Origin of the sequence: Flavobacterium ginsengisoli, from assembly GCF_029625315.1 — a bacterium.
GTDB lineage: Bacteria > Bacteroidota > Bacteroidia > Flavobacteriales > Flavobacteriaceae > Flavobacterium > Flavobacterium ginsengisoli.
Map to the genome: position 1 here is coordinate 797501 of NZ_CP121110.1, position 12556 is coordinate 810056.

At 32.1% G+C, this 12556-nt stretch carries 9 protein-coding genes and 2 pseudogenes; 7 read left to right on the forward strand and 4 right to left on the reverse strand.

Annotated elements, in window-relative coordinates; all coding sequences use genetic code 11:
- Positions 1-6 precede the first annotated feature (6 nt).
- The gene (locus P5P87_RS03465; protein ID WP_278021585.1) at positions 7-441 is read left to right on the forward strand and encodes a nuclear transport factor 2 family protein; all 435 of its coding nucleotides are present in this window, start codon (positions 7-9) and stop codon (positions 439-441) included.
- Here the strand turns inward: P5P87_RS03465 and P5P87_RS03470 are convergent, their stop codons facing one another.
- Together P5P87_RS03470 and P5P87_RS03475 are read right to left on the reverse strand one after the other, a co-directional pair.
- On the reverse strand, positions 442-1092 hold the full coding sequence (locus tag P5P87_RS03470) for an endonuclease III domain-containing protein (protein WP_278021586.1): 651 nt from the start codon (positions 1090-1092) through the stop codon (positions 442-444). It abuts the gene before it with no gap.
- A gap of 43 nt (positions 1093-1135) precedes the next feature.
- Positions 1136-2003: pseudogene (locus P5P87_RS03475) on the reverse strand (alpha/beta fold hydrolase).
- Positions 2004-2118: 115 nt separating this feature from the next.
- Here P5P87_RS03475 and P5P87_RS03480 point away from each other — a divergent pair.
- The 6 genes and pseudogenes from P5P87_RS03480 (at position 2119) to P5P87_RS03505 (ending at position 11724) form a co-directional block, all read left to right on the forward strand.
- A complete protein-coding gene (locus tag P5P87_RS03480; protein ID WP_278021587.1) occupies positions 2119-3546 on the forward strand; it encodes a glycogen synthase in 1428 nt (475 codons plus the stop codon).
- Positions 3536-4816, forward strand: a complete 1281-nt coding sequence (locus P5P87_RS03485) for a glucose-1-phosphate adenylyltransferase (RefSeq protein ID WP_278021588.1) — start codon at positions 3536-3538, stop codon at positions 4814-4816. The genes P5P87_RS03480 and P5P87_RS03485 overlap by 11 nt, the downstream gene beginning before the upstream one ends.
- Before the next feature lie 69 nt (positions 4817-4885).
- The gene (gene glgB, locus P5P87_RS03490) at positions 4886-6790 is read left to right on the forward strand and encodes a 1,4-alpha-glucan branching protein GlgB (RefSeq protein ID WP_278021589.1); all 1905 of its coding nucleotides are present in this window, start codon (positions 4886-4888) and stop codon (positions 6788-6790) included.
- A 191-nt stretch (positions 6791-6981) separates the two neighbouring features.
- Entirely contained in the window at positions 6982-9381 is a 2400-nt protein-coding gene (locus P5P87_RS03495; protein WP_278021590.1) for a glycoside hydrolase family 31 protein, read from the forward strand.
- An 84-nt stretch (positions 9382-9465) separates the two neighbouring features.
- Positions 9466-10276: pseudogene (locus P5P87_RS03500) on the forward strand (M48 family metallopeptidase).
- 143 nt (positions 10277-10419) lie between these two features.
- Positions 10420-11724: an MFS transporter gene (locus P5P87_RS03505; RefSeq protein ID WP_278021591.1), complete on the forward strand. Its 1305-nt coding sequence runs from the start codon at positions 10420-10422 to the stop codon at positions 11722-11724.
- A 93-nt stretch (positions 11725-11817) separates the two neighbouring features.
- Here the strand turns inward: P5P87_RS03505 and P5P87_RS03510 are convergent, their stop codons facing one another.
- Positions 11818-12000 carry a GIN domain-containing protein gene (locus tag P5P87_RS03510; RefSeq protein WP_278021592.1) on the reverse strand — a complete coding sequence of 61 codons (183 nt, stop codon included), beginning with the start codon at positions 11998-12000 and terminating at the stop codon, positions 11818-11820.
- Positions 11969-12538, reverse strand: a complete 570-nt coding sequence (locus tag P5P87_RS03515; protein ID WP_278021593.1) for a head GIN domain-containing protein — start codon at positions 12536-12538, stop codon at positions 11969-11971. Before P5P87_RS03515 ends, P5P87_RS03510 begins: the two co-directional genes overlap by 32 nt.
- Positions 12539-12556: the final 18 nt, after the last annotated feature.

Here is a 12556-nt window from a genome sequence, read left to right on the forward strand (position 1 = left end):
ATGACTATGAAAATTTATATAATTGTTTTTTTTCTTCTTTTTGGATTATCTGCCAATGCTCAAAAAAAAGAAGTTCAGCAATGTATTGAATCATTTTTCGAAGGATTTCATCAAAGAGATTCTATAAAAATAAAATTAGTTTGTTCTGAAAAAATGATATTGCAGTCTATTAGCGAAAGCACTGCAAAAGGGAATAAATTATCTAATGAAACTGCAAATGAATTTTACAAATCCATAGCATCAATTCCCACAACTTTGAAATTTCAAGAAAAAATATTAAGTTATAATATTCAAATTGATGGATCAATGGCTCATGTTTGGGCTCCTTATGAATTTTATTTGAATGATAAGTTTAGTCATTCTGGTGTGAATACTTTTACTTTGTTTAAAGAGAAAGATTCTTGGAAAATTATTTATTTGATTGATACAAGAAGAAAATAATTAATTTTTGAGGATTTCAGTATTATAATACAAGCAAATATCATTTAGAAGACATTCTGGACATTTTGGTTTAGGTCTGCAGATTTCACGCCCTAAAAAGGAAATTGCCATTCCTATTTCTGACCAAATATTTTTAGGCAAGACTTGCATTAAATCTTTTTCTACTTTATTTCCATCTTTAGATTCTTTAATTATTCCAATTCTTGGAGCAACTCGTATTACATGTAGATCTGCAATAATTCCTTCTGCAGGTTTGCCAGTTTCTCTTAAAATTACATTTGCAGATTTTCTACCAATTCCTTTTAATGCTGTTAATCCAGTCATTGTTAGAGGAATATCCTTATCTTCTTGTATAGTTGTTGCAATATCTAAAAGCCATTGAGCTTTAGTTCCGTGATTTCGAACTTTCGATATAAAAGGTAAAAAAGTTTCTAAATCAGTTTTTGATAAACTTTTAAGTGTAGGGAATTTTTCAAACAAAGCTGGTGCAATTGAGTTAATATTGGCATCAGAATCTTGAGCAGATAAAACAACCATAACCAATAATTGATATGGATTTTGATAATCTAATGGATGTTTTTTGTTTTTGTACTTTTTTAAAATGGGTTTTAATTTAGTTTCCCAGTTTGATGTTTCTCCAAATAGATCCATTTTAATCTCTTTTAAAATAATAATGAAATAGTTATCTATAAAGTTAATTGATTTTGATGAATTCTAGAATTTTTTTGATAACATTTTGATTTCCAAGTATTTTTCTATGCCCCAATCCATCGGTTAAAAACAAAGTTCCATTTTTAAGGTTTTCGTGAATGTGTTTACCGGCTTTTACAGATACCTCAGGGTCATCATTATCATGGATAACTAAAACAGGAATATTAATTTTCTTAGTCGCTCTATAAGCTGAAAAATCATCCATTTTTACTTGGTATTTTTCTTCAAAAGCATCTCTTAAACGATTGCTAATTTCTTTTTGCAAACCTAATTTAAAAGTAAATTCATCTAAAATATCTTGAACAATATCTCCACTTCCTATAATTACTGCCTTTTTTACTCGAAGCCCATCTTTAATTGCGTTTAGAACAGACATTCCACCTAAAGAGTGTCCGATTGCAATTTCAAAAGGTCCAAATTGCTTTTCTATTTCTAAAACAGAAGCAATAAACTCCGACATTATTGTTGTTTTACCTTTTGATTTTCCGTGTGCCGGCGCATCAAAGCTAACTGTGGAATACCCTTTTGCTAAAAGTTCGTCTGCAATTTTAAAAAGTTGTGTTCCTCTTCCAGACCAACCGTGAACCAATAATACTTTACGTTCACTTTGCCCATAAGTATATGTAACAACACTTTTATCAATTGCTGGAACATAAATTAATTCTTGAATGCTTTTGGCATCCATTTCTAATTCTCGTTTAGGAACTTTATGTTTTATTGGTGTTGTGAAAATCTTTGCAGACAAATTTTGTAACTAATTTTGTAGAAATAAAAGCGCATATTTTCGCAGATATTATAATAATCTTAGGAATTTTTAATGATTTAATAGGATTGATTGCCTTTTTTGCCATTTCAATAAAACTTATTTTAGGGAAGGATTTTGCTTGTTTTTTTGCTAAATTTAAAAAACATAAAAGTAGTATATAAATTATTGCTTCTTATGATAATCATAAATTAATTTCTAAAATGGAAATATTTCATATTAGCGCAGAATGTTATCCTGTGGCAAAGGTTGGCGGATTAGGTGATGTTGTGGGTGCTTTACCTAAATATCAACAATCTGCCGGTCATGATGTTAGAGTTGTAATTCCTTGTTATGACACTAAATTTAGAAAAGAAAATGATTTTGAGTGTGTTCATTGGGGTAATGTTAAATTAGGAAATTTTAATTTCCCGTTTAGTGTCTTAAAAGAGACAACAGACAAATTGGGTTTCGAACTGTATTTAATAGAAATTAATGAATTGTTTAATAGACCAGATGTGTATGGTTATGAAGATGATATCGAAAGATTTTTGTCTTTTCAGATAGCAACACTAGATTGGATAATCGCTAGAAGTGCAATTCCAGACATTGTTAATTGCCATGATCATCATACTGGTGTTATTCCGTTTATGTTGCAGTTTGCTTATAAATATGAAAGTTTAAAGAATGTAAAAACAACTATAACTATTCATAATGGTTTATATCAGGGGTGGTTTGGTTTTGATAAATTATATTATTTGCCAGAATTTAATCTAAAACATGTTGGGTTTTTAGAATGGAGCAATTCGATAAATTCATTGGCCGTTGGCATTAAATGTGCAAATGCCATAACTACTGTTTCTCCAAGCTATTTGAATGAAATTAATATATCAGCAAATGGATTAGAATCACTGTTTAATTCTGTAAGAAATAAATCGAAAGGAATTTTAAACGGAATTGACATCGAAGTTTGGAATCCTATGAAAGATCAAATGATTGCCGAAAATTATTCGATTGAAGATTTTGAAACGGGAAAAAGAAAAAATAAAGAAAAGCTGTGCGAAGAATTTGAATTAGATCCGTCAAAACCATTATTTAGTTTTATTGGACGATTGTTTGAAGAAAAAGGAGGCGATTTGCTCCCGCATGCTTCTGCTTTGGCATTGTCTGAACATTTCGAAGAAATTAATATTTTGATTTTAGGATCGGGAAATGCAGAAATTGAATCGCAATTAACGCAACTTCGAAATGATTATAAAGGAAATTACAATGTTTTTATAGGTTATAATGAAGATTTAGCGCATTTGATTTATGCAGGTTCAGATTATATTTTAATGCCTTCTAGGGTTGAACCATGCGGGTTAAATCAAATGTATGCTATGCGTTACGGAACTATTCCGATTGTTAGAAGAACTGGAGGGTTAAGAGATACGGTTGTTGATTTTGGAGATGACGGAAATGGCATTTGTCATGATCAGGCTTCGGTAGCAGATATATGCTATTCAATAAATCGTGCTGTTAGGTTGTATGAGGATAAAATAAATTTAAATAAAGTTTTAACGAAAGGAATGTCAGCAGATCATTCCTGGGAAAGTGTTTGCCAAGAATATATCGAAATATACAACTTAATAATTCAGCAAAATGAAATTTAAAAAGAAAAATGTAGTTGCCATTATTTTAGGAGGTGGACAGGGTTCACGTTTATTTCCATTGACAGAAACAAGATCAAAGCCGGCAGTTCCTATTGGAGGAAAGTACCGTTTGGTCGATATTCCGATTTCGAATTGTATTAATTCTGATATTTTTAAAATATTTGTATTGACGCAATTTAATTCTGCATCTCTAAATGCTCATATTAAAAACACTTTTAATTTTAGTATTTTTAGCCAATCTTTCGTTGATATTTTAGTCGCAGAACAAACTCCTGATAATCCGACTTGGTTTCAGGGAACTGCTGATGCAGTAAGACAATGTATGTCACATTTTTTAAAGCACGATTTTGACCACGCTTTAATTCTTTCTGGAGATCAGTTGTATCAAATGGATTTTAATGAAATGCTTGAAGCGCATATTGCGGCTGATGCTGAAATTTCTATTGCAACTTTACCAGTAAATGCCAAAGATGCTCCAGAATTTGGTATTCTTAAAACAGATCATGAAAACAACATTCATGCGTTTATAGAAAAACCTCATGCTTCTTTATTGCCAGAATGGGAATCTGAAGTGAGTGAGCAAATGCAAGAAAAGGGGAAAAAGTATCTTGCTTCGATGGGAATTTATATTTTCAATAAACCATTGCTAGAAGAATTAATGGCTGACCAAGAAACGAAAGATTTTGGAAAAGAAATTATTCCGCAAGCTGTTGGGAAGCATAAAATCTTAAGTTATCAATATGAAGGATATTGGACAGATATTGGAAATATAGAATCATTTTTTGAAGCAAATATTGGTTTAACTGCAGATATTCCAGAATTTAATTTATTTGATAACGAAAACAAAATCTTTACTAGACCAAGATTATTGCCTCCTTCTAAATTTAGAAATTCGATTATCAATCAATCTTTAATTTCTGAAGGCTGTATTATTAATGCAAAAGAAATTAAAAGCTCTGTAATTGGTATTCGTTCTAGAATTGGCGAAGGAACTGTTTTAGAGAACTGTTACGTAATGGGTAATGATTTCTATCAGGATCTAGAAGAATTAAATCATGAAAGCAGTATTAATAAAATTCATGTTGGTATAGGAGAGAATTGTTATATCAAAAATGCTTTGGTTGATAAAAATGTTCGTATTGGAAACAATGTGCATATTTCGGGAGGAAAGCATTTAGACAATTTTACTAATGAATTATACAGCATAAAAGACGGAATTGTTGTTGTCAAAAAAGGAGTAACATTATCTGATAATTTTAGAATTGAATAATCTAAATTAAGTTTCAATAATAATTCCGATTGCTATCGGAACCATCTTCAATTGTCTTAAAAAATAAATATGACTAAAGTAATCGCACACTCTCTTTTTACCGATTTTGATATAGATTTATTCAAAGCAGGCAAACATTTCAGATTATATGAAAAACTTGGAGCTCATTTAATTGAAGTGAACGGAGTTAAAGGCGTTTATTTTGCTGTTTGGGCTCCAACGGCTCAAGCTGTTTCTGTAATTGGTGATTTTAATTATTGGACGCAAGGTGAACATAATTTAAATGTTCGCTGGGATTCTTCTGGAATTTGGGAAGGGTTTATTCCAGATATTTCAAAAGGAGCACTTTATAAATACAAAATTCAATCTAATATAAATGGCGTAGTTACCGAAAAAGCCGATCCCTTTGCACGTTATTGCGAAAAACCGCCTCATACGGCATCTGTAGTTTGGGACTTGGATTATAAATGGAAAGATGATAATTGGATGCAAAATCGTCAGGATTTTAATGCTCTAGACAAACCCTATTCGGTTTATGAAGTGCATTTAGGTTCTTGGAAACGAGGAGATCATAATCGATTTTTAACTTATCTTGAACTTGCAGATGATTTAGTAAAATATGTAAAAGAAACTGGTTTTACACATGTTGAGTTTATGCCAATTATGGAGTATCCTTATGATCCTTCATGGGGATATCAATTAACAGGATACTTTGCGCCAACTTCTCGCTTTGGGAAACCGCAAGATTTTATGGTCTTGGTAGATAAATTACATCAGGAAGGAATTGGTGTAATTCTAGATTGGGTTCCATCACATTTTCCAGATGATGCGCATGGTTTAGGATATTTTGACGGCTCGCATTTATACGAACATCCAGATAGAAGAAAAGGATATCATCCAGATTGGAAAAGTTTAGTGTTTAATTATGGAAGAAATGAAGTTCGAGCTTTCTTAATAAGTAATGCTGTTTTTTGGCTTCAGAATTATCACATCGATGGACTTCGTGTTGATGCTGTTGCTTCGATGCTTTATTTAGATTATTCTCGAAAAGATGGTGAGTGGGAAGCTAATATTTTTGGGGGAAGGGAAAATTTAGACTCAATTAGTTTTCTTAAAGAATTTAATGAAGTAATCTATTCTAATTTTAATGGTATTCAGACTATTGCAGAAGAAAGCACTTCTTTTTCTATGGTTTCGAGACCCACTTCTTTTGGAGGTTTAGGTTTTGGAATGAAATGGATGATGGGTTGGATGCATGATACTTTAAAATATTTCGAGAAAGAAACGGTTTATAGAAAATACCATCAAAATGAATTGACTTTTTCTATGACATATGCGTTTACTGAAAATTTCATGCTTCCATTTTCTCATGACGAAGTGGTTTATGGCAAAAAATCTCTGATTTATAAAATGCCTGGAGACGAATGGCAACGTTTTGCAAATTTAAGATTGTTGTACGGTTACATGTTTACACATCCAGGAACAAAATTGCTCTTTATGGGTGCTGAATTCGGTCAAACAGGGGAGTGGAATTTCGAACAAAGTTTGGACTGGCATTTATTACAATATGACTTTCATTCTGGGATAAAGAGATTGATTACCGATTTAAATCAATTGTATAAATCACAGCCTGCTTTGTATGAGAAACAATTTACTGGAGACGGTTTTGAATGGATCAATTATTCCGATCATCAAAATGCTGTTTTGTCTTATATCCGAAAAGGAAATAATCCAGATGATAATATTATTGTAGTGTGCAATTTTACTCAAGTTGTTCGAGAAAATTATAGAATTGGTATTCCTAGAAAAGGCAAACTGCAAGAAATTTTTAATAGCGATGCCAAATTATATGGCGGAAGTGGTATAGAAAATTCTAAAATTCTAAAAACAGATTCAATATCTTATGATGGAAGAGATTTTTCTGCCGAACTAGTTTTGCCACCTTTGAGCGTTACCGTATATATTTTAGTTTAATTTAAAATCTTGAAGTAAGATTTTGTTATTATATCGTTTCAAAATTATCAAATTGTTGATTTTTTGTTTGGTAATTTGTAACTCATTCAGAAAAAACGTTTTCGTGAATAAACCTTTTATTCATAGGGTGTTACAGACTTTTTTTGTATGTTTGAATGAAAGAAAATGTTATAAATTAATTCATTGGAGATATGATTACAAACACATCATTAGAATACAAAGGCGATTTATATCCATCAAAAATTGTCTCGTATGAACATGAAGGAGATTCTATTTTCTTTAATACGGATAATAAGGTAATTTTAAAAGTTACTATTCTTCGTGATAGTTTAATTCGATTCCGTTTTACTACAAAAGGCTATTTCAGCAACGATTTTTCATATGCCATTGATAAAACACAACTTCATGGCTACAACTTTTTGGAAGTTACTGAAGAAGAAACCTACTTTCAAATTAGAACTAGTAAAGTTAAATGTAAAATTCAGAAAGCAGATCTTCGTCTTGCGATTTACGATTTAAATGATTTTCTAATTCTTGAAGATGAACTTGGTTTTCATTGGGAAGAAAGCTACGAATATGGCGGGAATATTGTAAAAATGAGCAAATTCGCTAAAGATGGCGAATGTTATTACGGTTTAGGCGATAAAGCCACTCAAATGAATCTTAAAGGCAAAAGAGTAGAAAATTTTGCTACAGATCAATATGCTTACCAGAAAGATCAAGAACCGTTATATAAAGTGGTTCCTTTTTATATTGGACTTCATAACAAACAGTCTTATGGTATATTTTTCGATAATACTTTCAGAACTTTCTTTGATTTTTGTCAAGAAAGAAGAAATGTTACTAGTTTCTGGGCTGAAGGTGGCGAAATGAACTATTATTTTGTTTATGGTCCTCAAATGCAGGACGTTGTTACCACTTATACCGATTTAACAGGTAAGCCAGAATTACCGCCACTTTGGGTTTTAGGATACCATCAATGCAAATGGAGTTATTATCCTGAAAATAAGGTTAAAGAAATTACATCAAAATTTAGAGAGCTTCAGATTCCTTGTGATGCCATTTATTTGGATATCGATTATATGGACGGATTTAGATGCTTTACTTGGAATAAAAACTATTTTCCCGATCCAAAAAGAATGGTTTCTGAATTAGCAGAAGATGGTTTTAAAACTATTGTAATTATTGATCCAGGAATTAAAATTGATAAAGATTACTGGGTTTATAAAGAAGCTTTAGAGAAAGATTATTTCTGTAAAAGAGCCGACGGTCCTTATATGAAAGGAAAAGTTTGGCCAGGAGAATGTAATTTCCCTGATTACACAAATCCCATAGTTAGAGAATGGTGGGCTGGTTTATTTAAAGAATTAATTGCAGAAATTGGAGTAAAGGGAGTTTGGAATGATATGAATGAACCAGCTGTTATGGAGGTTCCTAATAAAACATTTCCCATGGATGTTCGCCATGTTTACGATGGAAATCCTTGTAGCCATAGAAAAGCTCATAATATTTATGGAACTCAAATGGCGAGAGCCACTTATCATGGTGTAAAACGATTTGCATATCCAAAACGTCCGTTTGTCATTACAAGATCGGCTTATGCTGGTGCACAGCGTTATACATCATCATGGACAGGTGATAATGTAGCAACTTGGGAACATTTATGGATTGCAAATATTCAGGTTCAGAGATTATCTATTTCTGGAATGGGATTTACAGGCTCTGATATTGGGGGTTTTGCCGAACAGCCAACAGGAGAATTGTATGCACGTTGGATTCAATTAGGTGTTTTTCACCCTTTCTGTAGAACTCATTCTTCTGGAGATCATGGAAATCAAGAACCTTGGGCTTTTGATGAAGAAGTAATTAATATTACTAGAAAATTTGTGAGTCTTCGTTACCAATTGTTGCCTTATTTGTACACTATGTTTTGGCAATATATTGAGGAGGGAGTTCCTATGCTAAAGCCATTGGTTTATTATGATCAAGATGATACGCAAACACATTATCGCAACGACGAGTTTATCTTTGGAAACCAGATTTTAGTCTGCCCTATACTTGAACCTAATGCTGTAGGTAGACGTATGTATATTCCTAGAGGGGAATGGTATAACTATTGGACCAATGAGTTGTTTATCGGAGGAAGAGAAATTTGGATTGATACCAAATTTGATGAGATTCCTGTCTTTGTAAAAGCTGGAGCAATTATTCCAAAATATCCTGTTCAACAGTATGTAGGCGAATTAGAATTTGATGAATTAACGTTGGATGTTTACTATAAAAATGGTAAAGAACAGTCGGCTGTATATGAAGATGCTCAAGATGGTTACGATTACAAAAAAGGACGCTACAGTTATTTGTCGCTACGAAATGTTGGAAAAGAAAAGGAATTGATTATTCAACTTCATAAAGAAGGGAAGTATATAACTCCTTACACTAAATATAAAATCAATCTTATCGGATTGCCTTTTAAAGTTGTAGAAATAGAAATTGACAACGAAAAGATTGAATTTGACAAAATTAGTTTTGAGCAAAATAATTTCTTAATAGTTGATAAAGAGTTTAATGAACTTCATATTGTTGGCGAATAGTTAAATTTTGATATTTTTTTATTTTAATGTATAAAATATTTTATTTTTTTTAATCGTATTTTTGTTATAAAAATAGCTCGAATTATGAAAAAATATATGTTTTTAGGAGTTTTTGGGGCGCTTGTTATGGCTTGTGCAACAAATCCAATTACTGGAAAACAAAATTTGAATTTTGTTTCGAATAGCGAATTGTTTCCAACTTCTTTTCAGCAATACAGTACTTTTTTGTCTGAAAATAAAGTTATTACAGGAACGGCAGATGCAAAACTTGTTGAAAATGTTGGATTTAAAATTAAAGGTTGCTGCCGAAAAGTATCTAACATATTTAGGACAGTCACAGTATTTAAAAGATTATCGCTGGGAATATAAATTGGTTGATAATAAAGAAGTAAATGCTTGGTGTTTGCCAGGAGGTAAAATTGTGGTTTATTCAGGGATATTACCTGTTACACAAAATGAATCTGGTTTGGCAACAGTTATGGGGCACGAGGTTTCGCACGCTTTAGCCAATCACGGAGCACAAAGAATGAGCGCTGCGCAACTTCAGCAAATTGGGGGAGCCGTTTTAGATGTTGCTACAACAAATAAATCTGCACAAACAAGAGAAATATTTTCACAAGCTTATGGAATGGGAACTGAGGTAGGAGTAATGCTTCCTTTTAGCAGAAGCAACGAAAGCGAAGCAGATAAAATTGGTTTGACATTGATGGCAATTGCAGGCTATAATCCGGATGATGCAGTTGCATTTTGGACAAGAATGTCGGCAAAATCTGGTGGTTCTTCGACTCCAGAATTCATGAGTACTCACCCTTCTGATGCAACAAGGATTGCAAATATTAAAGCTTTAATTCCAGAAGCAAAAGCAATTGCGCTAAAAGTAGGAACTATTAAATAAAATATATTTTTAGAACATCAAGAAAAGCTATTCATAACGAATAGCTTTTTTGTTTATAATTTATTAATGAACGAATTGGATAATTTCTATCTGATTATGATAAAAATTAGATAAATTCGTAGCCTATTAACAAAACCATTTCTATGAAAAACCTACAAAAAGGAGATAAGAAGCTTTTAAATGCTTGGGCATTTTATGATTGGGCAAACTCTGTTTATACTTTGACAATTGCTTCTGCTGTTTTTCCAATTTTTTACGAAGCTTTATTCAGTGATCGCGATCATTACATCGATGTTTTCGGAATGCATCTTAAAAATTCGGCTTTAATTAGTTTTATTACTGCAGTTGCGTTTTTAGTAGTTTCCTTCATTTCTCCATTATTATCAGGAATTGCTGATTACGTAGGAAATAAAAAATCCTTCATGAAGTTTTTCTGTTACATGGGAGCTTTATCCTGTATGGGATTATATTGGTTTGATCTGGATAATATATATATCGGATTAGCATTTTATTTTCTTGGGCTATTGGGATATTGGGGAAGTTTGGTTTTCTATAATTCATACTTGCCAGATATTGCTTTTGAAGAACAACAGGATGGAATAAGTGCAAAAGGGTATTCTTTAGGATACTTCGGAAGCGTTCTTTTGTTGGCTATCAATTTATGGATGATAATGGGAGCTGAAAATGATATTGCAAGAATGGAAGCGATGAAATATTCTTTTGTGATGGTGGGAATATGGTGGATTTTATTTAGTCAATATACGTATTATTATTTGCCAAAAGGAAGTAAAGAAACAGGACAGAAACTAACAAAAGCTGTTGTGTTTAATGGTTTTAAAGAACTAAAAAAAGTCTGGGCATTATTACAGGAAAATATTCCCTTAAAGCGTTACTTAGGAGGTTTCTTTGTTTCTAGTATGGCAGTGCAAACTGTAATGCTTGTTGCAACCTATTTTGGAGCACAGGAAATTCAATGGTCTTCAAAAGAAGAAAGTACAATAGGTTTAATAATTTGTATTTTATTAATTCAGATTGTTGCTATTTTTGGAGCACTTTTAACTTCTTATGCTTCTTCTAAGTGGGGAAATGTTCCCACTTTGATATTTATTAATGGAATCTGGGCTGTATTTTGTGCTTTGGCTTATTTCATAACATTACCTACACATTTTTATGTTATGGCAACCGTAGCAGGATTTGTAATGGGAGGAATTCAGGCTTTATCACGTTCAACCTATTCGAAATTATTGCCAGATACCGAAGATACAGCATCGTTTTTTAGTTTCTATGATGTTGCAGAAAAAATAGGAATCGTGATAGGAATGTGTGTTTACGGAATTATTGATCAAATTACAGGAAGTCCGCGTGCTGCAATTGTAATTTTGGCAATTTTCTTCGTTACATCAATATTTCTGTTAAGAAGAGTACATAAAAAAGACGTTTCAAACTAATTGAAACGCCTTTTTATAAAACCAATATCACGAATTGCAAGGATTATTTTGATTGATGATTTTTTTTGTAACTCGTGATATTTTTTTGAATAGTTAGCTTTTTGAAATAGTTCCTGATCCAGAAACTTTAGTATCTTTTTTTTCAGGATTTCCAACATATCTAATATTTCCAGAACCAGAAACTCTAGCCGTTAAGCTTTCGTCGCAAGCAACTTTACTGTTTCCAGATCCCGAAACATTAGCCTCAACAACCTTCGATTTTAAATCGGCAAGCATTAATATCTCCAGAACCAGAAAGTTTAGCTGAGAAATTAGTAGCAGTTCCTTTTAAACGTACATTTCCTGATCCGCTTACGTTCAGTTCTAAATTATTGGTATCAACCGGTAAAGTAAAATTTCCAGAGCCAGATAATTTGATTGAAAATTTATCATTTTTGATCACATCTTTTGATTGAATATCGCCAGATCCTGCTAAGCTTAATTCAGAGATTTTTTCAAATGGAACGGTAACTTGAATTTTACCTGAACTTGTACGTATTTGAGTACCTTTCTCCACATAAATTTTTAATGAATTATCTTCAACTTCGACTTTGATAACAGCTAATAAATTTTCTTCTCCTTTGATAGTGATTTTCCCCTCTTTTCCAGACACTAAGTCCACATCAAAAGAACCTGCTACTTTAATACCATCGTAATCTCTAGTAGATCTTGTTTCAGTAACTACCTTTCCGTTACCTTGTATTTTGTTTTGTGCATTAACTGTGCTATTTGTAAAAAAAATAGCTAGCGCTAATAATAAAATTGATTTTTTCATTGTTTTGATTTTTAGATG

Bases quoted from the DNA above. Each gene is read 5' to 3' on its own strand.
- P5P87_RS03465 (WP_278021585.1), top strand. From the start codon at position 7: ATGAAAATTTATATAATTGTTTTTTTTCTTCTTTTTGGATTATCTGCC.
- P5P87_RS03470 (WP_278021586.1), bottom strand. From the start codon at position 1,092: ATGGATCTATTTGGAGAAACATCAAACTGGGAAACTAAATTAAAACCC.
- P5P87_RS03480 (WP_278021587.1), top strand. From the start codon at position 2,119: ATGGAAATATTTCATATTAGCGCAGAATGTTATCCTGTGGCAAAGGTT.
- P5P87_RS03485 (WP_278021588.1), top strand. From the start codon at position 3,536: ATGAAATTTAAAAAGAAAAATGTAGTTGCCATTATTTTAGGAGGTGGA.
- glgB (WP_278021589.1), top strand. From the start codon at position 4,886: ATGACTAAAGTAATCGCACACTCTCTTTTTACCGATTTTGATATAGAT.
- P5P87_RS03495 (WP_278021590.1), top strand. From the start codon at position 6,982: ATGATTACAAACACATCATTAGAATACAAAGGCGATTTATATCCATCA.
- P5P87_RS03505 (WP_278021591.1), top strand. From the start codon at position 10,420: ATGAAAAACCTACAAAAAGGAGATAAGAAGCTTTTAAATGCTTGGGCA.
- P5P87_RS03510 (WP_278021592.1), bottom strand. From the start codon at position 12,000: ATGCTTGCCGATTTAAAATCGAAGGTTGTTGAGGCTAATGTTTCGGGA.
- P5P87_RS03515 (WP_278021593.1), bottom strand. From the start codon at position 12,538: ATGAAAAAATCAATTTTATTATTAGCGCTAGCTATTTTTTTTACAAAT.